This window comes from Mycobacterium sp. Marseille-P9652 (genome assembly GCF_902652685.1).
Taxonomy (GTDB): domain Bacteria; phylum Actinomycetota; class Actinomycetes; order Mycobacteriales; family Mycobacteriaceae; genus Mycobacterium.
The window spans coordinates 91,487-116,437 of record NZ_CACRUY010000002.1 but is presented as its reverse complement, the minus strand read 5'-3'; the positions used below and the strand labels follow the sequence as shown (position 1 = coordinate 116,437).

Here is a 24,951-nt window from a genome sequence, read left to right as displayed (position 1 = left end):
CCCGTGCTTTAGTGCGAGCCCGGCGGCCGTGCGGAATGGCGTCAGGCGTTGATCCGCCCCAGCGCGGTCAGTCGCCCGGCGAGGTCCGACAGCGCGCGCGCCGTCGCCCTCTCCTGACCGGTTCTGCGGGTCAGGCAATCGGAGGGGTGTTGGTACGCGACGCCGGTCCCGGCGACATGCTCACCGCTCCAGCGCAACTCGGCGGTGGCGTACGTGCGTCCGTCGCGCTCGTCGATCGCCACGGTGACCCTCGGGCGCGCGAAGGGGATCGTGCGAGTGTTCTGGTGCATGCGCCACGTCTTTCGAATCATGCTGCGGGACAGTGTTACTTGCAATGGTTCTGCGGCCGGCACGGCCTTCCTAGGGCCTTTGGTCCCCGCCGCCCTGCCGATGGCCACCTCTCCCGGTACGCCCGGCGTCAACCAACCTTGTTCGCGGTGCGATCCCATAGCGCGCGGGCAAGCTCGGGACGGTAGGCCGCGCGGTTCGCCCTGGCGATCCTCCCCTTGGAGTAGTACTCCCCCGACGTCCACTCGACGCCCGGCGCGGTCGACGCCAGCCACACCAGCTGGTCGGCACCCTCGTCGGCGCTCGCGGTGAAACGGGCGGTGATCGGCACGCGGTTCTTCATGAACAGCAGCACCCGCGAGCCGGAGGCGTCGCCGAAATTGGAGTTGACGTATCCGGGGTGAAACGTTGCCGCCGAGAGCCCCTGGCCGTGGTACCGGCGATGCAGTTCGCGCGTGAAGAGCACGATCGCCAGCTTCGTCAGCGCATACGCGACGCTGGGCCGGCGCCGCGCCGTGTCCTCGAAGTCGGCGACGGTCACCCGGGGTATCAGCCGCTGCGACGAGCTGGTGGTGTTCACCACCGCGGCGCGGGAATCGACGAGCACGTCCAGCAGATGCGTCGTCAGCAGGAAGGGCGCCAAAAAGTTGACCTGATAGGTCTTTTCGTATCCGTCGGGGGTGAAGCTGACCTCCCGGCACATCCCGCCGGCGTTGTTGGCCAAGACGTCGATCCTCGGGTACTCCGAGCGGATCTTGTCGGCGAGGGCCCGCACCTGGGCGAGGTCGGCGAAGTCGGCGACGAAGTAGTCGGCGTCGAGCTCCGCGGCCACCGCCCTGGTCTTGCTCTCCGACCGGCCGACCACCACGACGCGCTGCCCGCCGCGGCTCAACCGGCGCGCCGCCGCGGCGCCGATGCCGTCGCTCGCGCCGGTGATCACGATCGTCTTCTGCGTCATTGCAGTCCTCCACCGGGGAGTGTATTCGGGCCGGTCACTTCAGTGAATAGCGAACCGGCAGGTGTTTGAGGCCGCCCACGAAAGTGGTCGCCACGAGCTCCGGATCGCCGGTCAGCTCGATGGATTCCAGCCGCGGCAGCAACTCGGCGAAGAAGCTGCTCACCTCCATGCGGGCCAGGGCCGCGCCCATGCAGAAGTGCACGCCGTAGCCGAAGGCCAGGTGCTTGTTGGGGTCGCGCGCGACGTCGAAGCTGAACGGCCGGTCGAAGACGTCCTCGTCGCGATTGCCCGAAGCGTAGGACAGCAACACCGATTCGCCCGCCGCGATGGGCACCCCGCGAATCGCGGTGTCCCGGGCGGCGGTGCGCATGAACGCCTTGACCGGCGTGACCCAGCGGATCATCTCCTCGGTGGCCAGGGGCGTCAGCCGGGGGTCGTCGCGCAGCCGTGCGAGCTGCTCCGGATTCTCCGTCAGCGCCTGCAGTCCACCGGAGATCGTTGCGCTCGTGGTGTCGTGACCCGCGGTGGCGACGATGAGGTAGTAGGACACCGTGTCGATGTCGGACAGCGGTTCGCCGTCGACGCGGGCGTTGGCGATCGCGGATGCGAGGTCGTCGGTGGGATGCTCGCGACGCGACGCGGTCACCGCGTTGAAGTACGCGAACATGTCGAGCAGCGCCGGCAGCTGGTCGGAGTTGGTGGTGCCGCGCTTGAATTCGGCGTCGTCGCTTCCGAACAGCTCCTGGGTGAGCTTGAGCATGCGCGGGAAGTCGGCCTCCGGCAGGCCGAGCAGCGACATGATCACGTAGAGGGGGTAATTGACCGCGACCTGCTGGACGAAGTCGCACTCGGGGCCGGCCGCCGCCATCGTGTCGACGTAGTTTCTGGCCAGTTCGTCGACCCGAAGCTTCAACGCGCGCATGGCCTTTGGCCGGAACCAGTCCGACCCGATCGCGCGCACGACGCGGTGCTGAGGGTCGTCCATGTGGATCAGGGTGCGGACGCCCGCCGCGGCCTGCATCTCGTCGCCCTCCGCCGTCGTCAGCACCGGGCGCGGCCAGTTGGTGAACAACGCGTTGTCGCGTTCGATGTCCATGATGTCGGCGTGCTTGGTGATCGCCCAGAACGGCCGATAGTTGGGGACGTCCACCCACGACACCGGCGCCGCGGCACGCAGGTGGGTCAGGGCCTCGTGCAGGCGCCGATCGTCGGTGTAGGCGAGCGGGTCGGCCAGCAGGTTGGCGGCCCCGTCCGTGGTGGGTGCGCTCATTCCCGAAACCCCTTGAGTGCGGCGGCAACACACGAGCGCGAAGCGGTGTAGAAGATCGGCAGCACCCGGTCGACCAAGCCATCGCAGCGACTGCGCAGGCCGTCCGCCACGGTGCCAACCGGACCTACGACCGCGAACGCTGCCAGCATCTCGTCGTCGACGAGCGCCCCCATCGCGTCCCACTCGCCCTGAAGGGACAGGCGGTGCAGTTCGGGCTGCAGGTCGCCCCAGCCATGCACCTCGAGGACCCGGCGATACGCCGGCGTAGACCCGTAAAACGCGATCTGCTTGCGCACGGCGGCCGTGGCGGCCGCCAGTTCGGCATCGGTCTCGCCCGTCGCGACCATCACCTCGGCCGACACCTGGAAGTCAGCGCGCGACCGCCCGGTGCGCTGCATGCCCCGCGCCAGCGCGGGCAGCGTCACCTCCTCGAGGTAGCGCTTCGAGACCATCGGGTGGCCGAGGTGGCCGTCGGCCACCTCGCCGCACATTTCGGTCATAGCCTCCCCCACCGCCGCGATGAACACCTTCGGCGGCGGATGCGGATGCGACTCGGGGGTGAACATCGGGGTCATGATTTTGTGGGTGTAGAAGTCGCCCTCAAAACGGAGTTTCGTCCCGTCGGACCAGGCCGACCAGATCGCGTGGAGGGCGGCGACGAATTCGCGCATCCGGCGCGCCGGGTGGCTCCACGGCATGCTGAACCGCTTCTCGATGTGGGGCTGGATCTGGGTGCCCAGGCCGAGGATGAACCGGCCATTGGAGTACGCCTGCAGGTCCCAACCGATGTTGGCGACGATCATCGGGTTGCGCGCGAACGCCACCGCGATGTTGGTGCCGATCTCGAGGCGCGACGTGTGCTCGGCGGCCAGCAGCAGCGGCAGGAAGGGGTCGTGACTGGTCTCGGCCGTCCACCCGCCGTCATACCCCTGGCTTTCCAGGTCACCGGCCGCGTCGGCCGCGTCGGCGAGGCGATTGGGGATGCCCCCGTCCAGCTTGAGGCGGGGGGCGCTACCCATGCGGGCAACTTTACAGTAAGCAATCCAGTATGTGACCCTAAGGCATGGCCAGAGCGCAGGACTGGGGTGAGACGCTCGACGATCTCGACCGTCGCCGCCGGCACGCGCGCGGCATGGGCGGCCCGGAGCGCCTCGACAAGCACCGCGGCAAGGGCAAGCTCGACGCCCGCGAGCGGATCGAGCGCCTGCTCGACCCGGGCACCTTCCGCGAGTTCGGCACCCTCGTGGGCGGCGACGTCGCGGCCGACGGGCTGGTGGTCGGCTCGGGGAAGATCAACGGGTCGCCGGTGATGCTCGGCGCCGAGGACTTCACCACCATGGCCGGAAGCATCGGGCCGGGCGGCAACTCCAAGCGCTACCGGCTCGCCGAATTGGCGCTGCGGGACAAGATTCCGTTGGTGATGCTGCTGGAGGGCGCCGGTTTTCGCCCCACCGGTGGGCATTACGGGCGCAGCCCGACGGACCTGCTCGCCCAGACGCAGTGCTCCGGCCGGGTCCCGACGGTGGCCGCGGTGCTCGGCCCCTCGGCCGGGCACGGCGCGCTGGTGGCGCCCGTCTGCGACTTCCGCATCATGAGCGCCCAGGGCGCGATCTTCACCGCCGGGCCGCCGGTCGTGAAAGAGTCCACGGGAGAGGATATTTCGAAGGAAGACCTCGGCGGCCCGGACGTCGCGCTGCCCAGCGGGGTGATCCACAACGTGGGCGAGGACGACGAAGCGGTGCTCGACGACGTCCGGCGCTACCTGTCCTACTTCCCGCCGAGCGCGTGGTCGTATCCCCCGGCGCTGCCTCTCTCCGAGACGGCGGCGCCGCGACCCACGCCCGAATTGCTCGACATCGTCTCGCGCGACAACCGTCGCGTCTACGACATGCGCGCCGTGCTCGACGTGGTGTTCGACGGCCCCGACTGGTTCGAGGTGCAACCGCGCTTCGGCAGGGCGATCATTTGTGCGCTGGCCCATCTCGGCGGTCATCCGGTGGCCGTGGTCGCCAACCAGCCCCAGGTGCTGGCCGGCTCGATCGACGCCGACGCGGCCGACAAGGCGGCCCACTTCATCATGGTCGCCGACTCGTTTCACCTGCCGATCGTCTTCCTCGCCGACAACCCGGGCATGTTGCCCGGCAGCCGATCCGAGCGCAGCGGGGTGCTGCGCGCCGGCGCCCGAATGTTCGCGGCGCAGACCGCGGCCACCACCCTGAAGCTGCACCTGACCCTGCGGAAGGCCTACGGGTTCGGCTCGATGGTCATGTCGCTGCTGGGTTTCGACCACCAGGTGGCCACCTTCGCCTATCCGGGCGCCACCATGGGCGCGATGAGCGCCGCGGCCCTGAGCCGCGCGTCGCACGCGGGCGAGGACCTGTCGGCCAAGCTGCGCGACGCGGAGTTGCAGGCGTCCTATCGGTCGGCCGAACACATGGGATTCGACGAGCTCATCGATCCCCGGGAGACGCGCGACGCGCTGCTCGCCGCCCTGCAGCGGGGCCTGTCCAGCCGTCAGGCCGCCGCCGAGCCGGTGGCCCGCACCGTGATCATGCCGTGACGTCTCCTCGGCGAGCGTGCGTGTTTGCACGCGACACGCCGGTCGAGCGTGTACGTTTGCGCACGCTCGCGGGTGGCTAGCCGGCGCGGTAGGCCGCGACGACCGGCTCGAGCTCGTCGGGCGTGGCGCCGTGCATGATCACCGAGTCGGCGCCGTAGTCGAACTCCCTGCGGATGCGGTCGGCGCACTGGCGCGCCGAACCGGTCGCCGAGGGCTCGAGCCATTCGTCCGGGATCAGTGTCGCGATGTGCTCGATCTGCTCGGCGGTGGCCTTGTGGTCGATGCCACCCGCGATGGACGTCACCACCGGATCCTCCCGAAACCGTTGCAGCACAGCGGGATCCCAGTCATTCGTCCGGACCATGAGGTCGCCGTAGCCCTGCAGGTAGGTGGCCAGGCGCGCGACGGTCTTCTTCAGCCGCAACGGTTCCGGCAGATGGTCACCGACCGTGGCGAAGCACGACCACACCCGCACGCTGTCGGGGTCGCGGCCGGCCCTCTCGGCCGCCGTCTTCACGGTTTCGACGCAGCGCCGCAGGGTGTCCGGGGTGAAGTAGGTGTGCAGGATGACGTCGTCGAACACGCGGCCGCCCAGGGCGAGGGTGTTCGGGCCGAAGGCGACCAGCGCCAACCGGATGTCCTCGTCGAAGTCCGGGTCGAGGAACAGGATCGGGTACTTGCCCATCGGGCCGTCGTGATTGAAGATCGCCTCGCCGCGCCACAGGCGCCGCATCACGCGTGCCCAGTCCTCCATCTGCGCCGTGGTGACCGCGGGTATGCCGAAGGCCCCGTAGATGGCGGCGATGCCGCGCCCGATGCCCAGCGTGAACCGCCCGCGAGAGAGCCGGTGCATGGTCGTGGCCCACGACGCGGTGATCAGCGGGTGACGCGTGTTGTGGTTCGTTGCGGCCGTAGCGATCTGCATGCGGCTGGTGACCGCGCACGCGGCCCCGGTGAGCGACGACGCTTCCTTGACGTTCCAGCGCTCGGAGATGAACGCGGTGCCGAAGCCCAACTCCTCGCCGCGCCGGGCCTCGTCCATCAACGTCGCCGGTCCGTCGCCGCCCGCCCCGGCCAGCAGGTAGTAGCCCAATTCGTCGAGGGTGCGCTCGGTCAACTCCAAACTCCTTGCTGTTAGCCGCAATTCCACACCTCGGTGATCCTGCCCGCGACGACGCGGAACACCTCGATGCCGGCGACGTTGGTGTGGGTTCCGTCGCCGGTCGTCATGGTGGAGTCGTAGACGATGGCGACGTGCTCGCCGTCCGCGCCGTCCACCACCACGCGCAAGTCGAAGCGCAACGCGTCGACGAGCTGCCATACCTGCGCCACCCGCTGGACCGCCTCCGCGTGGGTCAACGTGTGCACTTGGCCCACCTCGTGACGAATCACGGTGTCGCCCAGCAACTCCTCGGCCAGCTCGAGGTCGCACTCGTTCCACACCACCAGGTTGTAGAGCTCGACGACCTCGCGGGCGGCGCGGGTCATCCGTCGGCCACCTCGCGCAGGAACCGCTCGGTGACCGACAGAACCCGCCGGGAGAAGATGTGGCCCACATGGCTGCCGTCGTACCAGTACAGCTCGCCGCCCCACCGCTCCTGCAGCGCGAGGGCGGGCTCGCGCATCGCCATTCGGTCGTGCCACGCCCCCACGATCAGCCGCCGATGCGGCGGCGGGGCGGGATTGACCGCCAGGGGGTCGATCACCGACGTCAGCTTGGCCACCTCCGGCGACGCCAGGAGGTCCCGGAAGTCGTCCCGGGATTGGCCCCAGCGCCCCAAGTGCCGCGCGATCATCGCGTTGAGCCCGAGGATGGGCGTGTACAGCGCGACCGCGTCGACGTCGCGCTCGAGGTGCGACACCAGCGCGGCCACCGGAGTACCCATCGAGATCCCGGCCACCACAACGGCTTTTGCCTGCGGCTGCGCCCACCGCACCACGGCCCGGACCTCCGAAACGGCGCGCATCATGCCCGCGACGTTGCCCAGGGGATCCATGTCGGGGTAAGCCGGCCACTCGCGGCGCCGGCTGCCGTGGCCCGGTTGCACCGGCAGCGCGACGTTGAACCCCAGCTTGTAGTGAATCCGCCCGATCCGCGAGAGCAGCATGTCCTCGGTGCCGCCCTGGCCGGCGCCGTGCACCCAGATCAACCACGGCCTGGGACCACCGGGGTGCCGGCACACGTGCACCACCGCCCGCGCCGGGCCCCCGAACTCGCTCAGCGAACTCGGCAGCGCGGGGTCGTGCTCGAAGGTCGCCCGCTCATACCTCAGCCCCGGCAGGCGTTGGCGGCGCGTCGACGTCACCCGCAGCGGCCTTGGCTCTGCGTGCGCCCCGTCTATGCCCAGCGCCGCCAACTCGTCGGCCGCCGCGGTGCAGCCGTCCAGCGGGCGCAGCGCCCCCGGGCTCCCGCCCAGGAGCGAAAACCCGCTCAGCGCAAGTTCGTCCAGCAAGACCTCACCGAACTGCCGGACGCCGCGCGGTGAGATCGGGGCCCACCCCGTGGACTCGTTCAGCCCGGCCACCGTGCGCGGCACGAGCATGCGCAGCTCCCGCGCCGCGTCCCTGGCCACGCCCAGCCCGGATGTCACCCTCGGCATGCCTGGCAACCGACCCGCGACCTCGCCTCAGCGGCGCCGACGCGCGCGTCGGCGCAGGGCGCCTCAGTCATCTGTCTCCTTGCCGCGCGCTGACCGACCTGCTGAAATCTATACTGTAACGCGCTTAGTATCAACGATCGAAAGGGCCGCGGGCGTGAAAGTTCTCCTCCCCCGGGACGTCACCGGGTGTTGCCGCGGCACCGTTTCGTGTCCACCCGTGTCGCGGTGGGGAACCGGAGGGCGGCCATGACCGACACCGCGCCCGGGACACACCGGTTTCCCGTCGTCACACCCCTCGGCGACACACCCCCCGAACTGGACCGCTTCGTCACGGCCCTGCGCCGCCTGCACGATCTCACCGTGTCCACCGACCCCACGCCATCGGCATGGGCGACCGCGGCGCGGCACGTCGAGGACGCCTGCGCGATGCTGGACGGCCCGCGCGTGCCGGAGGGGCGGGCCCCCGCGGGTCGCGCCGTCGACCTGCCCGGACTGGGTCATCCGCTGCTGCCGCCGTGGACCATGACCGACGCCGCGGCGGACGGGGTGACGATGCGCGGGCACTTCAGCCGCTCCCACGTGGGCGGCAACAACGCCGTGCACGGCGGCATGATCCCGTTGTTCTACGACTGGCTGCTCGGAATGGTGGTGTCCACCGCAGGCATTCACCCGACTCGCACCGCCTACCTGCACGTGGACTACCGCAGCGTCACCCCGATCGACGAGCCGCTGATGGCGCAGGGCCGCATCAGTCGCGTCGAGGGCAGGAAGGTGTTCATCTCGGCTACGATGACGGCCGCCGACGGCACGCTGCTCAGCGAGGCCGACGGCCTGATGGTCCGCCTGCTGCCCCACCAGCCCTGAGAGGCAAGATGCCCGAGAGCGCAACGCAATTCACGGTGCCCGCGGTCGCCCGCGCTGTCGCCGAGGCGATCGGGGACCGCGATCTGCTGGTCCAGGGCGAGCGCCGGTTCAGCTACGCGGAGGTCGTCGAGCGGTCGACCCGGCTCGCTTCCTATCTGCACTCGCGCGGACTGGGCTGCCACGCCGAACGCCCCGCCCTCGCCGGCCACGAGGCAGGCCAGGACCTGGTCGGCATCTACGCCTACAACGGCAACGAGTACGTCGAGGCGCTGCTCGGCGCCTTCGGCGCCCGCGTCGCCCCGTTCAACGTCAACTTCCGCTACGTCAAGGCCGAGCTGCACTATCTCCTCGCCGACTCCGGGGCGACCGCGCTGATCTACCACGCCGCGTTCGCGCCGCGCGTCGCCGAGATCCGCGCCGACCTGCCGCGGCTGCGCGTGCTGATCCAGATCGCCGACGAGTCGGGCAACGAGCTGCTCGACGGCGCAGTCGATTACGAGAGCGTCATCGCCTCGACGCCGCCGGAGCCCCCGCCGGTGCAACACTCGCCCGACGACCTGTACGTCCTCTACACCGGCGGCACCACCGGCATGCCCAAGGGCGTGCTGTGGCGCCAGCACGACATCTTCATGACGTCCTTCGGTGGGCGCAACCTGGTCACCGGCGAGCCCGCGGCGTCCGTCGACGAAATCGCGGCGGCCGCGGCCGCCGGACCGGGGACCAAGCTGATGGTGCTGCCGCCGCTGATGCACGGCGCCGCGCAGTGGACGGTGATGACCGCCCTCACCACCGGCCAGTCCGTCGTCTTCCCTTCGGTCGTCGATCATTTGGACGCCGAGGACGTCGTCCGCACCATCGAGCGCGAACGTGTCTCGGTGGTGACCGTGGTCGGCGACGCGATGGCTCGTCCCTTGGTCGCCGCCATCGAGCAAGGGGCGGCGGACGTGTCGTCGTTGGCCGTCGTCGCCAACGGGGGCGCCCTGCTGACGCCCTTCGTCAAGCAGCGCCTGATCGAAGCCTTGCCGAACGCGATCGTCGTCGACGGCGTCGGGTCCTCGGAGACCGGCGCGCAGATGCACCACATGTCGATGCGCGGTGCGGTGTCCACCGGCACGTTCAACGCCGGGCCCGACACGTTCGTGGCGGCCGAGGACCTGACCGCCATACTGCCGCCTGGTCATGACGGCATGGGCTGGCTGGCGCAACGCGGGCACGTCCCGCTGGGGTACAAGGGCGACGCCGCCAAGACGGCGGCGACGTTCCCGGTGATAGGGGGCGTCCGCTACGCGGTTCCCGGCGACCGCGCGCGCCACCGCGAGGACGGCACCATCGAACTGCTCGGCCGCGACTCGGTGACGATCAACTCCGGCGGCGAGAAGATCTTCGCCGAGGAGGTCGAGACGGCCATCGCGTCCCATCCCGCGGTTGCCGACGTGGTGGTGGCCGGCCGGCCCAGCGAACGCTGGGGTCAGGAGGTGGTCGCGGTCGTCGCGCTCGCCGAGGGCGCGGCCGCCGACGCCGACGAGTTGGTGGCACACGCCGGTCGGTCACTGGCCCGGTACAAGCTTCCCAAGGCCGTCGTGTTCCGACCGCACGTCGAGCGCAGCCCGTCGGGCAAGGCGGATTACCGGTGGGCCCGCGAGCAGGCGGTCAACGGCTGACGGGATCCGCCCTTCCGCGGCAATGACTTTCGCAACGCGTTCCCGGCACTCGCGTCGTGATCCTTGGCCATGTTGTCTACTGTAAGAATTACAGTAGCATCATACGATGGACGTCCGCGCCGACGATGAGACGGTCAGCCTCCGGGATCCCTACCCGTTCTTCGCTTGCAAGCGCCGGCAGGCCGGGGCTTTCCGCGGGACGGTGATGGACTATTCCAGGACGCCCGCGGCGCTGCGGCCCGCGCACGAGTATTCGGTGATGTCGTTCGACGCGGTGAACAGGGTCTTCCGCGACGGGCGGACCTTCACGTCCAGGCCCTACGACAAGACGATCGGCCTCTTCATGGGGCCGACCATCCTGGCGATGGAGGGGAAGAAGCACCGCGACCATCGCAACCTGGTGTCGGCGGCATTCAAGTCCCGGGCGCTCGCCCGGTGGGAGCCAACGGTCGTGCGGCCGGTGTGCGACGGACTGATCGACGATTTCCTCGACGCCGGCGAGGCCGACCTGGTGCGCCAATTCACCCTCGAATTTCCCACCCGCGTCATCGCGCGGCTGCTCGGGTTGCCGGCCGAAGACCTGCCGATGTTCCGCAAGCGCGCCGTGGAACTGATCAGCTACCACGTCGACTACGAGCGGGCGTTCGAAGCGTCGGCGGCGCTAAAGGACTACTTCTCGGAACAGATCGAGCGGCGCAAGTCCAGGCCCACCGACGACATCATCGGCGACCTGGTCAGCGCCGAGGTCGACGGCGAAAAGCTGAGCGACGAAGCCATCTACTCCTTCCTGCGGCTGCTGCTGCCCGCCGGTCTCGAGACCACCTACCGGTCGTCGGGAAACCTCCTGTACCTCTTGCTCACTCACGCCGACCAGTTCGCGGCGGTGCAGGCGAACCGCGAGCTGATCGGCCGGGCCATCGAGGAGGGCCTGCGCTACGAGACGCCCCTGACCACCGTGCAGCGGTTCACCACGGAGGACACCGAGCTCGAGGGCGTCCGGCTTCCGGCGCGGGCCGTGGTCGGCGTGTGCATCGGCTCGGCGAACCGGGACGAGCGGCGCTGGGAGCACGCGGAGAAATTCGACATCTTCCGCAAGCACCTGCCGCACATCTCGTTCGCCGCCGGCGAGCACACGTGTCTCGGGTTGCACCTGGCGCGCCTAGAAACCCGCGTCGCGCTGGAGTGCCTGTTGAATCGGCTGACCAACGTCACCCTGTTGACCGAGGACAACCCGCACATCCACGGGCAGCCGTTTCGTTCCCCGACGGCCCTTCCTGTCACCTTCGAAGCAAAGTAGGGTCCCCACAATGGTGAAGGTCATGGCGGGATTCCGGGTGCTGGAACTCGCGCAGTTCACGTTCGTGCCCGCGGCGGGCGCCATCCTCGCCGACTGGGGTGCGGACGTCATCAAGGTCGAGCACCCGCTGCGCGGCGACACCCAGCGTGGCTTCCTCAACATGGGTGGGATCCAGGTCGACCCGGAGCGGCATCCACTGATGGAGCATCCCAATCGCGGCAAGCGCAGCGTCGGGATCGACGTATCCACGCCGGGCGGCCAGGAAGTGATCTACGAGCTGGCCAAGACCTCCGACGTGTTCCTCACCAATTACATGCCCGCGCAGCGGCAGAAGCACAAGTTCGACGTCGAGCACATCCGCGCCGCGAACCCGAACATCATCTACGCTCGCGGTTCGGCGCACGGCGACAAGGGACCCGAGCGCGAGGTCGGCGGCTACGACGGGACGGTGTTCTGGACGCGCAGCGGCATCGGCTACGCGCTTACCCCCGAGGAGCTCGGCGGCGCACTGGGACAGGGCATTCCGGCGTTCGGCGATTCCATCGGCGGCATGTTCATCGCCGGCGGCATCTCGGCGGCGTTGTTGCACCGCGAGCGCACCGGCGAGGCCGTGGAGCTCGACGTGTCGTTGCTCAGCACGGCATGGTGGGCGGCCGGGGCCAGCCTGACGCAGGGCATGGAGACCGGCCAGGTCATGCGCACGCCCATGCCGGGCACCGGGGCGTCGGTGAACCCCTTCATGGGCAACTATCTGACCTCCGACGGAGGCACCATCAACCTGTGCATCATCAGCCCCACCGGCCTGATCCGTGACACCTTCGAACACCTGGGCATCCCGGAGGCCGCCGACGATCCGCGCTTCTCCGATGTGCTCCCGCTGATCCAGAACGCCGACGCGGCCACCGAATTGATCGCGAAGGCGTTCGCCGCCAAGCCCTTTGACTACTGGCGTCGGCACCTCAAGACGATGAAGGGCCAATGGGCGCCGTTCCAGAGCCTCCTCGATCTCGTCGAGGACGAGCAGGCCATCGCCAACGACATGATCGCCGAGGTCGAACTCGCCGCGGGCGGCGCGCCGTTCAAGGTCGTGCGCGGTCCGGTCCAGTTTAACCACGAACCGCTCGAGACGACGAGGGCGCCGCAGGCGTCGGAGCACACCGAGTTGGTGCTGATGGAAATGGGCATGGACTGGGATCGGATCGCCGAACTGAAGGAGTCGGGCGCGATCGCCTGACCCATCGCGCATTCCGCCGGTCACGTCAGCTCCCTCAACGTCACGGTTCAACCTCGCGGCGCGCTGTCCGATCCCTCTATCGCGGCCGAAGAGGCTACTGTCGAGCACCAGTCGAACGTTGGCCGCAACCCTTCAGCGGTCGGGCGTACGCAGCCACCCGACCGCTGCGCTGATCCGGTCCGGTGGCGCGCCCGCGTCGGCGCACAGCCGCGCGACCGCGTCCGCCGATTCGGCCGCGAAAACGCCGAAGGCGTAGTCGTCCGTCGGGATGGCCAGCGCCACCAGGAGCCGAATCCGGACACCGTCGGCCAAGACCGAGGCCGCTCCGTCGTTGATACGGCCGGCCGTCTCACCGATGGAACCGGCGCCCGCCGCGTGGCCATACCACTCGACAAGGAATGGCGCCATACCGAGCTCACCGCTTCCCATGCGCCCGAACGCTACTGCCCCGGGGCCACGGATTTCATCGGGGATATCCCTACTATTTGGGAGGGTCGAACCCCTCCGGGGACGCGAACTTTCGATGCAGCTCGATCCGGGAATGAACGCCGAGCTTGCGATAGATGTGGGTGATATTGACCTCGACGGTTTTCGGACTGATGAACAGCGCAGCGGCGATGTCGCGGTTGCTCATTCCTTTGGCGACCAGCTCGGCCACTCGATGCTGCGACGGGGTCAATCCCTGGCCGCGGCGGCCGCCCGACACCCCGCGGGCGAGTTCGGTCCGAACGCGGTTGGCCCACAACGGGGTGCCGAGCCGCTCGAACTCGGCCAGCGCCTCGCTCAAGCTCACGGCCGCGGCGTCGCGGCGGCGTTGCCTACGCATCAGCTGACCCCACAGCATCAGGGTGCGGGCCCGTTCGAACGGCATGTCCAGGTTTTCCTGCTCGGTCATCGCAAGCTCAGCCGCGGCAGTCGCGGCGCCGGAATCACCATGCGCGGCGAACAACATCGCACGGCACCGCGCGCCGACGGCCAACATCCAGGGCCTGCTCAGTCGACGACCGTTGCGCTCTAGCCGCTCCACCAGTGGCTCGGCGTCGGCCAGCCGGCCCAGGGCGATCAGCGCTTCGACGGCATCGGGGACGAAGGAAGCGACGCTTATCTCGGCCGCGTCCGGGTTCTGGTCCAGGCTCGACAGGAGGGGTTGCAGGATGCCAACCGCCGATTCGTAATTCCCCAGCGAAACCTCCAGGAACACCAACGCGGTCAGCGGCCAGAGTCCCAGCAGGCGGGCGCCGCACCCGCCGCTCGCCGCCAGCGCCGCGGCGGCATCGGCCCGCGCTTCGGCCTCGCGGCCGGCGTAGGCCATGAGCGTGGCCCGCATCGTGAAGGCCGTGCCGTTGGCGAGTTCGCTGTCGAGCTGCATGGCACGTTCGATGGCGTCTTCGGCGATCACGGTGGCGTTGGGGAAATTTCCCCGCCACGTCTCGATCTGAAAGGTGTTGAAGGCCACATGGATCAGCTCATTGTCTTCGCCACGTTCGGTACACCGCTGGCCGAGACGCACCAATTGCTCGTAGGCGGTGTCGAACTGGCCGCTCCAACCGAGCAGCAGCGCCTTCTGCACACTCGGGCGCAATGCTGCAGGCATCTGCGCGTCGCGGTCCTCCAACTGCATCGCATGTTCGAGGCTGACCTCGTCGAGGCCCTCTCCGTTCCGGAAGCGCAGGTGGACAAGGAGACTCAACGCCTGACTCAGCAGCGGCGGGTACCCCAGCTGCTTGGCGTAGGTCACCGCGTCCTCGCCGACAGCCAACGCCGCAGCGAGATGACCGGTGTTCAGCAAGGTGAACGACAGGCTGACCAGGATCTGTACCCGCAACGGCATGTGGTCGCCGACCTCACCGAGGGCGCGCTCCAAGAAGTCGGTGGCCTCGAGGAAGCTGTCGCCGTAGAGACCCACCACGGCCAGCGTGCTCAGCGCCTCGGCCCGCAGCGTGCCGCGGTTCAGCGTCTCGATCGTCTCCTCGAGGAGGGCACGTGCCCGCGCGGGGTTTCCGGCGTCCAATTGGTGGCGCGCCAATCGAATCCGGCGCTTCGGTGTGTCCGCCCCTAGGCCGAGCGCCAATTCCAGTAGTTCGGCGGCGGCCAGCGGCGCCCCGCGCATGCGGGCCTTTTTCGCGGCCATGTCGAGTGCCTGCAGGGTGTCGGGATCCGCGGTGGTGGCGGACAGGGCGAGATGGCGCGCGCGGACCTCGGGTTCGGTGAGCAACTCGGCAAGCCGCCGGTGCATCGCACGGCGCCGCCGTGGTGCGGCAGCGCTGTAGACGCCGTGCGCCAGGAGGGGGTGGGTGAAACGGACCCGGTTTCCCGTAATCGCCACCACCTCTTGGGCTTCGGCCTTTTCGAGCAACTGCACAACTCGATCGGGGGTCGTGTCGACGGCCTCGGCCACCAGTTGCAGTGTCGGGTCGGGCAGGCTGGCGATCGCCAACAGCACCCCTTCGACCTGGTCGCCCAGGCGGCCGATCCTGGTGCGGACCAGCTCGCCGAGGCCGCTCGACATACCCAGTTCCGTGTTGCCCTCCGACGTGCCGAGCTCACGCGCCAATTCCAAGGCGTAAAAAGCGTTTCCACCACATATCTCGTGTATGCGCAGCAACGCCGACCGTGGCACCTGATGTCCCAATCGAACGGTCAACACCTTGTGCAACTCACCAATCTTGAGCGGTTGCACCTTGACCCGACGCACAGCGTCGGGGGTAGGTAGCTGCAACCACGAGGCCTCACTGCGCGTCGTGCACAGCAACGCCGCCCCCGCGGGGAGCCGCCGCGCCGCAAACGCCACCACGTTCGCGCTGGACGCATCCAGCCACTGCAGGTCGTCGATCGCTACCAGTACGGGACTCCGCGCGGCCATCCGGTTGATGACGGCCAGGAATCCCGCCGCCACCGCCCTGGAATCGGCGTCGGGCACGTCGCCCTGGCAGCGCAGTAACGCCGCGTCCAAGCCATGGCGCTGCGGCGCCGGCAGGTCGGCCCACACGTCCTCGTCGACCGCCCGCATCAGATCCGCCAACGCGGTGTAAGCCAGTACCGACTCGGCCGCCGCGGCGCGCGCCGACAACACCCGAAACTCCCGGCCGCGCGCCTCCTCGCAGGCCCAAAGCCACAACGTGGTCTTGCCGATCCCCGGCTCACCTTCGATCACGAGCGCGGTGGGCGCGTCAAGCGCGGTGTCGAGAACCTCACTCACCGCTCGGGCTTCCGCCCGCCGGGTGACCACGTGCTGGGAGACCGTCGACAAAGCGTCAACCGCCGGGTGGAAGCACCAAAACGATCGGCGACCTACCTGCGTGCGCACTGCGCCGACACCGCGTACCCCCACCCATGTCGACGCCCTTCGATGTTTGCTGTGGCCCGAGGAGAGCCTATCAGCGAAGCAGCGGCGACGCAGTGGCGATCGACACCCGGAAAGCTGATTCAGCGGCGTCGGCGCCGTGGAGCCGAGCGGCGACTCAGGACGTCGGCTTCGCCGGGGCGGAGTAATTCGGCTTGCCGAGTCCGAGCACGTACTGCGCGATCATGTTGCGGAACACCTCGAGCGTGCCGCCGTAGATGCCCACCAGCGGTGCGAAACGGTAGGCGTATTCGGCGCTGCCGTCGTCGGCGGCGCCGTCGGTCCCGAAAGGTAGCGCGGCCGCCGCGCCGTGGATGTCCATCAGGTCCGGCGAGATGTCGCGCATCGTCTGGGCGATGGCGACCCGGCCGAAGATGCTGGGCGCCGACAGCGCGACCTCGAGGCGGGCGATGCTGCGGCCGAGCCGATACGCCACCGACCCGTCGTCGATGAGCCTGCGGCCGCCCGGATCGGCCAAGACCACCCCCGACACCGCCCTGTCGACCGCGGCGGCCAGGGACATGGCCTGGTGCATCATGATCGAGGTGTCCTGCAGCCCGTCCGGCGCCGCCGCGACGGCACCGTGTTCGACGTTCAGCGGCTCCCGCAGCACGGTCCAGCCCGCGTTCACGTCACCCAACCGATACTTGTCGTCGACGCGGACGTCGCTGTAGTAGACGATGTTGGTGCGGTCGCCGTCGACCGTTCGGATGCCCTGGATGGCGATGCCCGGCGTATCGAGCGGAACCAGGAACATGGTGAGGCTCTTGTGTTTCGGTGCGTCGGGTGCGGTGTTGGTGATCAGGAAGACGTACTGGCAGTTGTGCGCTCCGGTGGTGAACATCTTGGAGCCGTTGATCACCCAGCTCGACCCGTCCCGCACCGCGCGCGTCTTGCACGTGGCGATGTCGGAGCCCCCTTCGGGCTCCGTATAGCCCAGGCAGAGGCGAACCTCGCCACTGAAGACCCTGGGGAGCACCTCGTCGCGCAGTTCCGGCGATCCGAACCGGGCGACCGAGCGCGCCACCATGGCGGTGGTCCCCCACGTCACCCACGGCACATGCGCCCGCCGTTTCTCCAGTTCCCAGATGCGGCGCCGCACCCGGCTGAACCCGCCCTCGGACTCCGGCTTCCACTCCGCCTCGAGATACCCGGCGGCGCCGAACTTCAGATGCAGGCCCTCGTCGAAGTTGTCGCCCGTCTCGCGGTCTCGTCGCCTGACTTCCTCGGTGACATGGGTGCCGAGAAAGTCACGCACTTCGTCGCGGAAGGCCCGATCCTCGTCGGACAGCTCGACCCGGGAGAAATCCATGGTGGCTCCTGTCCTACGCCGTCTGCGCTGCGCTCTCGCGGGCGGTCACGATCCCGGCGACCCGCCGCGCGGCGAGGCCGGGGTCGCCGCCGGCCAGCGGCCATCCGCGGGCGCGAACCAGGTATGCCGTCGCCGCCGCTTCGGACGAAACACCAAGGCCGCCTTGAATATGCACCGCCATGGTCGCCGCCTTGGCGGCCTCCTCGGCCATGAACACGAAGGCCGACGGTGCCAACTCGGGCCGTTCATCCGGTTCGTTGTCGAGGAACCACGCGGCCCGGCGGGCGAGGTTGCGACCGCCCTCCACGGTGATCGCCATGTTGGCGAGGGGGTGTGAGATGGCCTGCAGCGTCGAGATGGGAACGCCCAACGTGTACCGGCTCTTGGCGAATTCGGACGCGATGGTCATCGTCTCCTCGACCAGACCTACCAGCGCGGCGGCGGTCAACAAACGCCACTCGTCCACCGCCCGCTCGTAATTCGCGACCGCATCGGGACCTTGGGCAACCACCGTGCGGGCGTCCGCGGTGGCGGGGTCCACCCACGCCATCGGCAGCCGGCCGATGTTGTCCACCCGGTCCGGGCGGGCAGCGAAGGTCAGTCGGATCACCTGGTCACCCTCGAGGATCACGATGTGGTCGGCGATCGCCCCCGTCGGGACCAGCCGGCTGCCGGCCGGATCGTCGAGCCGCGCGTCGAGGCCGGCGATCTGCTCTCCGGCGAGGACGCCGGCCGTCTCGCCGCCCAGCGCCCCCAGGCGGCCGAGCAACCGCGCGGCGCATACGTGGTCGATCCATGGAACCGGTGCCAGCGAACGCCCGATCTCTTCGGCCACCAGGGTGAGGTCGACCAGCGTCGCACCGTCGCCGCCGCACGACTCCGGTAGCGCCATGGTGGTGGCGCCCATCGCGCACAACCGCTCCCAGAGGCTCTTGTCGAATCCGGATCGCTCTGCGGCCCTTACGGTTTCGATCGGGCAGTGCGTCTTGAAGAACTGTTTGTAGGCGTTCTGCAGATCCACGTGATCGTCGGACAAACTGTAGTCCAGCCGGCGCAGCTCGAAGCGGTCCATGTCAGCGGTCCTTCCCGAAGAAGAATTCCTGGGCGTTGTTGTACAGGTAGTTGTCGAGGGCCTCGGCGGGCAGGTCCAGCGCACGGGCCTCGGGAATCACCCGGTTCATGCGGAGCACGGGCCAGTCCGACGCGTAGATCACCTTGTCCCGGCCGCGCGTCCGCATGTAGTGCAGCAGGCTCTCGGGCAGCCGCTTGGGTGACCAGGCCGACGTCATCAGGCGCAGGTTGGCGTATTTGAGCAACAAGCGGATCGCGACGTCCCACCACGGGTCGGCCCCGTGAATCATGCAGAGCTTCAGCTCGGGGAAACGCACGCACACCCGGTCCAGGTGCATGGGATGTTGCACCTCCCCCGGGATCGGCGGTCCCGGGATGCCGGTATTGACGCACAGCGGCAACCCGAGTTCGGCGCACTTGGCGTAGAGCGGGTAGTAGACCGCGTCGCTGGGCGGATACTGCCCGTCTCCCCAAAAGCTCGGCCCCACAACCGCGTAAGCGACCGGTAGGCCGGACGCCGTGGCGCTCAGCTCGCGCAGCGACGGCACCGGCCGGAGCAGGTTGACGCCCCCCATCGCGAGCGCGAACCGGTCCGGGTGCGCGTCGACGAACTTGCGGGCGGTGGTGGACGGCTTGGCCAACGAGTCCATCAGGATCGCCCTCTGCACACCGTGGGCGTCCATCTCGTCCAGCAGTGCCGCGAGATCAACCGGCGCGAACATCGACTCGGGCCCTTTGAAGTAGTCGTCCCTGACCTTGAGCATCCACTGCGGCTGGGACTCGGCCTCGCCGAAGTGCACGTTGACCAGGCAGTCGATCACCTTCGAGGTCATGACGAAACCTGCTGTGTGGCCTGCTCCCTGGCCCACCGGTAGTTCGGCTTGCCGTTGCCCAGGCGGCGGACCTCGGGAACGAAGAGGAATGCCTTGGGCGCCTTGAAGTGAGCCAGCCGCTCGGTGCACAGGCGGTAGAGGTCGTCATCGGTGACGCGGGCGGCCGGGTGGGTCGCGATCAGGGCCACCACCTCCTGGCCCCACCGCTCGCTCGGCCTTCCGACCACCAGGGCGTCGGCGACGCCGGGATGCGCGCGCAGCACCTCCTCGACCTCTTCGACGAACACCTTCTCGCCACCGGTGTTGACCACCAGCGAATCGCGACCGAAAAGCCTTATGGTGCCGTCGCTCTCGATCGAGGCGCGGTCGCCGGGGATCACCACCCGCCGCCCGTCGATCTCGGGAAAGGTCCAGCGGGTGGCCTCGGCGTCGCCGAAGTACCCGAGGGGGATGCGGCCCGTCCGCGCGGCCCAGCCGATCTCGTTCTCGCCGGGCCGCAGGAACCGGCTGCGGTCGGCGGAGACGACGGACGCGCCGGCCCGGGGCTCGAACGTTTCGCTCGCGTGGCCGCCGCGGCTGTGCCCGAAGGCCATGTTGCCGCTCTCCGAGGACCCGTAGCCCTCGATGATGGTCACGTGGGGCAGGCACTCCATCAGCGCCCGTTTGTATTTCGCGTGGGTGGCGGCCCCGCCCGTGCCGATCGCGTTCAGCGAAGACAACTCGTAGTCGCCGGCGCGCAGCTCGGCGACCAGCGGACCGGCGTACGCGTCGCCGACCATCGTCATCATGCCGACCCTCTCGCGTGCGGCCGTCTCCCAGACCGACCTCACGTCAAGCTTGCTGCGATCGTCGTAGAGCACCACCGGCAGGCCGGCGCACAACGCCGCGAACGCCGTCCACATGCCGGCCGCGTGCATCAGCGGCGAGACCGCGAACCACGGCGGACCGCCGTTGCGCACCTTGTCGTGGATCTCGGTGACGCTGTCGTGATCGGCGCCCACCATCGACGACACGTACATGTCGCTCTGACGCCACAGCACTCCCTTCGGGCGTCCTGTCGTTCCGCCCGTACACATCATGATCAGGTCGTCGGGGGATCCGACCGGGTGCGAATCGGGGTCGCCAGCGGCCATCGCCTCGTCCAGTGAAACCGAGCCGGCAAGTGGCGCCGCGCCGCTTCCGTCGTCGACCGACACCATCAACTCCGTTCCGCCCGGCGGCAGCACGTCGGCGAACCGGGCGCCGAGCGAGCGGTGATAGACGATGGCACGCGGCCGGACGTAGTCGAGCAGGTCGCGGATCTCCCCCGGCGCGTAGTGGTGGTTGACATTGACGGGGACCGTGCGCGCCTTGAGGCAGCCGATCACCATGTCGGGGTAGAGGTCGTTGTACATGATGAGCGCGACGCGGTCCTGGCCGCATTCCCACGGTTCGAGCCTTTCGCGTTCGGCGTACACGCCAAAGCCACGGCCACTGAGGAAGTTTGCGAACCTGTTGGTCCTGCTCGCGGACTCGGCGAAGGTGCTCCGCCGGTCCCCGCACACCGTCATCAGGCGGTCCGGGACGGCGTCGGCGATGGCGTCGAACACGGCGCCGACCGTCCACTCGCTCACGCGCCGAGCCTCCTAGGCCGCAACCGTCGCTTCGATCCCGAGTAGGTCCAAAGCATTGTCCCGCATGATCTTTCGGACGTCAGCCGCGCCGAACTGGGTGAGCTCCCCGGTGAATGAAATCGGTGACTCGAGGCCTTCGCCGTGCGGCCAGTCGGATCCGAACAGGATCTTGTCGACACCGATCAGGTCGGCCAGCTCCGTCAGGTCGTCCTCGTAGTAGGGCGCGACCCATACGTTGTTGCGCAACTGCTCCACCGGGTCCTCGGGGAAATGCCGCGGGTAGTTGTTGGCCGCCTTCTTCAGCCGTTTGATCAGCCGGTGCACGAAGTACGAGCCGTTCTCGATGCTGACCGCCCGCAGAGTGGGGTGCCGGGTGAACACGCCGTGCACGATCATCGAGGCCATCGTGTCGTGGATGGCGCGGTCGTCGAGGAGCACCGTGTCCAGCGGGTCCTTCTCGCCGAATCCCTCGAAGGTCGCCTTGCCGCCCCACTGGGCCGCGATGTGCAGGTAGCCGCTGTCGCTCAGGTGGAACCCGACCGGCACCCCCGCCTCGGCCAGCCGCGCCCACACCGGGTCGTGGCTGGGATCTCCCAGCGACCTCGGCTTGACGACGCCGGGCACCGGCGCCGGCCGCACCAGCACCAGCCGGGCGCCGCGGGCCAGGACGAACTCCACCTCTTCCAGCGCGGCCGCCGGGTCGGCCAGCGAGATGATCGGCGCGGCGATGATGCGGTGGTCGGGCCGGTCGAAGCCCCAGTCCTCGTCGAGCCACAGGTTGAAGGCGTGCACCGACGCCATCGTCGCCTCGATGTCGCCCTTGAGCGCCTCTTCAACGCCGCACGCGAAAGTCGGCAACATGAAAGCCGTTTCGATGTCCTGGCTATCGAGCACCGCGACCCGTGCTTCGCGGTTCTGGTACTCCGGGTGGTCGGCCAGCCGCTCGACCTTCATCAGCGAGGCCGGGTCGACCCCCTCGGGGATCTCGCCGCGGAACAGCAGGTCCAGGCAACCCGGCACGATGATCGGGTCGAATGTGGGATTCGGAACGAAGTGGTTGACACGGTCCCCGATCACGGCCCAGGTGCGCTTGCCGTCGCCGAGCATCTGCACGCCACGGCGTTTGAACCTCTTGTCCAGATGCCGGGTGAAGGCGTCCAGTGGCTCGTAGTAGTGGTTGTCGACGTCGATCGCCTTGTACGCCAATTGCCCCATGCTCATCCTCTCCGGTGGCTCACGCGTCGGTCTGGCTCAGCGACGGGAACTGCGGCGGCCGCTTCTCGAGAAAGCTGGTGATTCCCTCGATGACGTCCGGCCGCGGCATGGCCTCGCGGAGCAGCACCTCGGCGTGCGAAGTTGCCTCTGCGACATCGCGATTGGTGTCGGCATACACCTGGCGTTTGATCACCGCCATGGAAGCCGGCGAGCAGTTCCGCGCCAAGTCTTCGGCGTAGTCCAGCGCGCGCGTCATCAGTTCCTCCGGCGCGACAACCTCTTTGACAAGGCCCAGATTGGCCGCTTCCTCGGCGAGGAACGTCCGACCGCTCAACAGCAGGTCCAGGGCGACGCCCCAGTTGGTGAGGCGGGGCAGGATCCAGGAGATGCCGAATTCGGCGATGAGACCGCGACGTGCGAAGACCGCGGCGAACTTGGCGCCGGCGGCCGCGAACCGGACGTCACACATCAGCGCCTGGGTGAGGCCGATCCCGACGCAGGACCCGTTGATGGCGGCGATGACGGGCTTGCGCAGCGTGGTGACGAAATGCGGTGGGCGTTCGCCGACGAGGTCGGCGAGGTCGGTCTGGGCCGCCCGGTCCATCCGCTCACCGTAACTGGGCGCCGATTCCGCCGTGCCGAGATAGGCGCCCGCGCAGAAGCCCCGGCCCCGGCCGGTCAGCACGATGGCCCGGATGGCGGGATCGTGTTCGGCGCGGTCGATCGCCGCGTAGAAGGCGGCGGCGATGTCGGGACCCCAGGCGTTCAGGCGCTCGGGACGGTTGAACGTCAGTATGGCGACGCCGGTCGGCGTGGCCTCGTAGAGGACCGCGTCGTCCGAAGCGCGGTCGCTGGCCGACATCTGCCGCGGCACCTCCTCGCGCGCATACCGAATCCGCCTCAGTTAATACGCATACTGTATACCTATCGGTACCGCGTTCCACAACGGCTTTCGGGCTACCTGGCGACCCTGCCGCGCGTGATGAGTTTGACGATTCCGAGCAAGATCACGGCCCCCAGCAGACACGTCAGGAAGGAGAACAGCAGCCCCCCGCCGGCAACGTCGACACCGAAACCACGCAGCAGGAATCCGCCGATGAGGCCACCGATGATGCCGACGACGATGTTGAGCAGGATTCCCATTTGAGCGTCGGTTTTCATGATCTTGCTGCCGACCCAGCCGGCCAGGCCACCGATGATGATCCAGCCGATGACACCCAGAGTGAGCATGTAAATCTCCTTTTGTAGCGACCGCCGCTATCGGTCTTACATTGTGCGCGGGCGGAGCCGAACCAGCCGACTTTTCGTGGGCATGCCCGGTGATCGGTGTGCCGAATCAGCGCCCTGCCAACTGGGGGCCCGACCCGCGAGGCAAAGATGTGGCGAGCGCCACCTCGCGGATACGTTTGCGCTGATCGGGCCAACGGGAAGCCGACAGATATTCCGTCGAGCTGGGGAGGAACGACAAATGGTTGACATCAAGAGCGGGCCGGTCGAGGCGATCAGGGGCATCATCGAAGGCGTTTTCGGTAAGGCCAAAGAGCTCATCGGCACGGTCATCGGCCGCAACGACCTGGTCAGGGAGGGCGAGGCGCAGCAGGACAAGGCGGACGCTCAGCGCACTGCCGCCAGGAAGGAAGCGGCCGCCGAGAAATCCCGCGCCAAAGCCAAAGCGGAAGAAGCACGTCAGAAGGCCGAGCAGTAGGCGGCCATAGTGGGGCGGGAGGCCCGGTCACGAAGGTGACCGGGCTTCTTGCCGTTCCTACGCCAACCGAAGGGATTTCGCCACAACCGTTTTGACGATGTCGATCCGCCGGGCGGCTAACCGATCAACCCGACCCCGCGATAGGCCTTTTCGATTTGCGCCTTCGCTTCCGGAGGCAGCTCGGCCTGCGGCGGCCGCGAATGCGGGTACGCGCCGATCGGCAGACCCAGGAGCGACGCGCAGTACTTGAACGCCCCGCCCCAATGCGTGAAGTAGTCCGGTCGCCCCGGGTAGCACGTCCACCACGACCCGAGGTCGATGTCGAACTGGTCCAGGCCCGAGTCTCGCCCGTAGTCCATGGCCTCGACGAGCCTGCCGCTCCACACGAGCTCCCAGTACTCGGACAGCAACCGCCTCTGCGGCGTTTCGTAGAGATAGCCGCACGTTCCGAGTTGCGCCGCGGAGACGATCCCGTCCCGCAGCCACCCGGCGCGGTACACGGTCTTGTCGCATTCCCAGACAACCAAATCCGGCGCCAGCTGGTGCAGCAACCGGCTGTTGGCCGGCCGGAAGGCGCCCTCCTTGGTGGCGCACACCGCCGGCACCTCGTGATAGATGCGCGCGCTCTCGGCCGCGGTGAGCACGTAGCCGGACGACGGGGAGTTGAACATGCCCAGCGCGATGTCGGTGCGCGACGCGATGTAGGAGAAGAACCGCAGCACGCCTTCACCGCCGTGCGTTTCCATCATCGGCGTTTGGAGGTACGCGATGTCGGCGCCCGCATGTTGGGCGTGCAGCGTCAGCTCCAGGCAGTCCTTGGCGGTCATGGCGGAGGTACACGCCTGCACCACGACGTCGGGGTTGGCCGCGCGCCCCTCCTCGATTGCCACCTCCAGCAACCGCTTTCGCTCGTCGATGGTCAGCGACCAGAACTCGGCGATACCGCTCGTGCACCACAGCATCGGGTGCCCGAGATCGGCGACGCAGTAGCGAACCAGCGTCCGGTAGGCGTCCCAGTCGATGTCGTCACCGTCCGTTCCGCAGAACGGGGTGTAGAGGGAGTCGCCGATCCCCCGTAATGCGGCGCGGGCCCACCCGCGCGCCTCGCCGGCAGTCGCCATAATGCG

23 protein-coding genes are annotated in these 24,951 nt (G+C 68.5%); 6 read left to right on the top strand and 17 right to left on the bottom strand.

Annotation, left to right across the window (positions count from 1 at the left end):
• Nucleotides 1-41: 41 nt before the first annotated feature.
• From GPY60_RS26510 to GPY60_RS01870, 4 genes are all read right to left on the bottom strand, one after another.
• On the bottom strand, nucleotides 42-290 hold the full coding sequence (locus tag GPY60_RS26510) for a dsRBD fold-containing protein (RefSeq protein ID WP_197283504.1): 249 nt from the start codon (nucleotides 288-290) through the stop codon (nucleotides 42-44).
• A gap of 128 nt (nucleotides 291-418) precedes the next feature.
• Nucleotides 419-1,246: an SDR family NAD(P)-dependent oxidoreductase gene (locus GPY60_RS01880; protein ID WP_156685869.1), complete on the bottom strand. Its 828-nt coding sequence runs from the start codon at nucleotides 1,244-1,246 to the stop codon at nucleotides 419-421.
• Nucleotides 1,247-1,280: 34 nt separating this feature from the next.
• Nucleotides 1,281-2,516 carry a cytochrome P450 gene (locus GPY60_RS01875; protein ID WP_156685868.1) on the bottom strand — a complete coding sequence of 412 codons (1,236 nt, stop codon included), beginning with the start codon at nucleotides 2,514-2,516 and terminating at the stop codon, nucleotides 1,281-1,283.
• Complete coding sequence (locus tag GPY60_RS01870) at nucleotides 2,513-3,535, bottom strand: LLM class F420-dependent oxidoreductase (protein WP_156685867.1); 1,023 nt, start codon at nucleotides 3,533-3,535, stop codon at nucleotides 2,513-2,515. The genes GPY60_RS01875 and GPY60_RS01870 overlap by 4 nt, the downstream gene beginning before the upstream one ends.
• Before the next feature lie 44 nt (nucleotides 3,536-3,579).
• Here GPY60_RS01870 and GPY60_RS01865 point away from each other — a divergent pair, with 44 nt between their 5' ends.
• Nucleotides 3,580-5,076: an acyl-CoA carboxylase subunit beta gene (locus tag GPY60_RS01865; RefSeq protein ID WP_156685866.1), complete on the top strand. Its 1,497-nt coding sequence runs from the start codon at nucleotides 3,580-3,582 to the stop codon at nucleotides 5,074-5,076.
• A 76-nt stretch (nucleotides 5,077-5,152) separates the two neighbouring features.
• Here the strand turns inward: GPY60_RS01865 and GPY60_RS01860 are convergent, their stop codons facing one another.
• From GPY60_RS01860 to GPY60_RS01850, 3 genes are read right to left on the bottom strand one after another with little or no spacing between them, the layout of a single operon-like run.
• Complete coding sequence (locus GPY60_RS01860; RefSeq protein WP_156685865.1) at nucleotides 5,153-6,193, bottom strand: TIGR03857 family LLM class F420-dependent oxidoreductase; 1,041 nt, start codon at nucleotides 6,191-6,193, stop codon at nucleotides 5,153-5,155.
• A 17-nt stretch (nucleotides 6,194-6,210) separates the two neighbouring features.
• Nucleotides 6,211-6,564 carry a nuclear transport factor 2 family protein gene (locus GPY60_RS01855; protein WP_156685864.1) on the bottom strand — a complete coding sequence of 118 codons (354 nt, stop codon included), beginning with the start codon at nucleotides 6,562-6,564 and terminating at the stop codon, nucleotides 6,211-6,213.
• Nucleotides 6,561-7,676 carry a PHB depolymerase family esterase gene (locus GPY60_RS01850; RefSeq protein WP_156685863.1) on the bottom strand — a complete coding sequence of 372 codons (1,116 nt, stop codon included), beginning with the start codon at nucleotides 7,674-7,676 and terminating at the stop codon, nucleotides 6,561-6,563. Before GPY60_RS01850 ends, GPY60_RS01855 begins: the two co-directional genes overlap by 4 nt.
• 246 nt (nucleotides 7,677-7,922) lie before the next feature.
• On the opposite strand from GPY60_RS01850, the gene GPY60_RS01845 reads away from it, so the two are divergent.
• The 4 genes from GPY60_RS01845 (at nucleotide 7,923) to GPY60_RS01830 (ending at nucleotide 12,732) form a co-directional block, all read left to right on the top strand.
• A complete protein-coding gene (locus tag GPY60_RS01845) occupies nucleotides 7,923-8,540 on the top strand; it encodes a PaaI family thioesterase (protein WP_156685862.1) in 618 nt (205 codons plus the stop codon).
• Nucleotides 8,541-8,548: 8 nt separating this feature from the next.
• The gene (locus tag GPY60_RS01840; RefSeq protein WP_156685861.1) at nucleotides 8,549-10,201 is read left to right on the top strand and encodes an acyl-CoA synthetase; all 1,653 of its coding nucleotides are present in this window, start codon (nucleotides 8,549-8,551) and stop codon (nucleotides 10,199-10,201) included.
• Nucleotides 10,202-10,307: 106 nt separating this feature from the next.
• Complete coding sequence (locus tag GPY60_RS01835) at nucleotides 10,308-11,498, top strand: cytochrome P450 (protein WP_156685860.1); 1,191 nt, start codon at nucleotides 10,308-10,310, stop codon at nucleotides 11,496-11,498.
• A 22-nt stretch (nucleotides 11,499-11,520) separates the two neighbouring features.
• Entirely contained in the window at nucleotides 11,521-12,732 is a 1,212-nt protein-coding gene (locus GPY60_RS01830) for a CaiB/BaiF CoA transferase family protein (RefSeq protein ID WP_156686026.1), read from the top strand.
• Nucleotides 12,733-12,864: 132 nt separating this feature from the next.
• Here GPY60_RS01830 and GPY60_RS01825 read toward each other — a convergent pair whose 3' ends face one another.
• The 9 genes from GPY60_RS01825 to GPY60_RS01785 form a co-directional block, all read right to left on the bottom strand.
• Nucleotides 12,865-13,161 (bottom strand): hypothetical protein, encoded by a 297-nt coding sequence (locus GPY60_RS01825; RefSeq protein ID WP_156685859.1) that lies wholly within the window; start codon nucleotides 13,159-13,161, stop codon nucleotides 12,865-12,867.
• A 52-nt stretch (nucleotides 13,162-13,213) separates the two neighbouring features.
• Nucleotides 13,214-15,961 carry a helix-turn-helix transcriptional regulator gene (locus tag GPY60_RS01820; protein ID WP_255457204.1) on the bottom strand — a complete coding sequence of 916 codons (2,748 nt, stop codon included), beginning with the start codon at nucleotides 15,959-15,961 and terminating at the stop codon, nucleotides 13,214-13,216.
• 232 nt (nucleotides 15,962-16,193) lie between these two features.
• Nucleotides 16,194-17,387: an acyl-CoA dehydrogenase family protein gene (locus GPY60_RS01815; protein ID WP_156685857.1), complete on the bottom strand. Its 1,194-nt coding sequence runs from the start codon at nucleotides 17,385-17,387 to the stop codon at nucleotides 16,194-16,196.
• Nucleotides 17,388-17,400: 13 nt separating this feature from the next.
• A complete protein-coding gene (locus GPY60_RS01810; protein ID WP_156685856.1) occupies nucleotides 17,401-18,459 on the bottom strand; it encodes an acyl-CoA dehydrogenase family protein in 1,059 nt (352 codons plus the stop codon).
• A 1-nt stretch (nucleotide 18,460) separates the two neighbouring features.
• A complete protein-coding gene (locus tag GPY60_RS01805) occupies nucleotides 18,461-19,291 on the bottom strand; it encodes an amidohydrolase family protein (protein ID WP_156685855.1) in 831 nt (276 codons plus the stop codon).
• Nucleotides 19,288-20,904, bottom strand: a complete 1,617-nt coding sequence (locus GPY60_RS01800; RefSeq protein WP_156685854.1) for an acyl-CoA synthetase — start codon at nucleotides 20,902-20,904, stop codon at nucleotides 19,288-19,290. The genes GPY60_RS01805 and GPY60_RS01800 overlap by 4 nt, the downstream gene beginning before the upstream one ends.
• A gap of 12 nt (nucleotides 20,905-20,916) precedes the next feature.
• Nucleotides 20,917-22,119 carry an amidohydrolase family protein gene (locus GPY60_RS01795; RefSeq protein WP_156685853.1) on the bottom strand — a complete coding sequence of 401 codons (1,203 nt, stop codon included), beginning with the start codon at nucleotides 22,117-22,119 and terminating at the stop codon, nucleotides 20,917-20,919.
• A gap of 19 nt (nucleotides 22,120-22,138) precedes the next feature.
• Nucleotides 22,139-22,981: an enoyl-CoA hydratase gene (locus GPY60_RS01790; RefSeq protein ID WP_156685852.1), complete on the bottom strand. Its 843-nt coding sequence runs from the start codon at nucleotides 22,979-22,981 to the stop codon at nucleotides 22,139-22,141.
• Nucleotides 22,982-23,076: 95 nt separating this feature from the next.
• On the bottom strand, nucleotides 23,077-23,349 hold the full coding sequence (locus GPY60_RS01785; RefSeq protein ID WP_156685851.1) for a GlsB/YeaQ/YmgE family stress response membrane protein: 273 nt from the start codon (nucleotides 23,347-23,349) through the stop codon (nucleotides 23,077-23,079).
• A 238-nt stretch (nucleotides 23,350-23,587) separates the two neighbouring features.
• Between GPY60_RS01785 and mbp1 the strand changes: the two genes are divergently transcribed.
• Complete coding sequence (gene mbp1 / locus GPY60_RS01780) at nucleotides 23,588-23,824, top strand: microaggregate-binding protein 1 (protein ID WP_156685850.1); 237 nt, start codon at nucleotides 23,588-23,590, stop codon at nucleotides 23,822-23,824.
• A gap of 116 nt (nucleotides 23,825-23,940) precedes the next feature.
• Here mbp1 and GPY60_RS01775 read toward each other — a convergent pair whose 3' ends face one another.
• The gene (locus GPY60_RS01775; RefSeq protein WP_156685849.1) at nucleotides 23,941-24,945 is read right to left on the bottom strand and encodes a dihydrodipicolinate synthase family protein; all 1,005 of its coding nucleotides are present in this window, start codon (nucleotides 24,943-24,945) and stop codon (nucleotides 23,941-23,943) included.
• Between the last annotated feature and the right edge of the window lie 6 nt (nucleotides 24,946-24,951).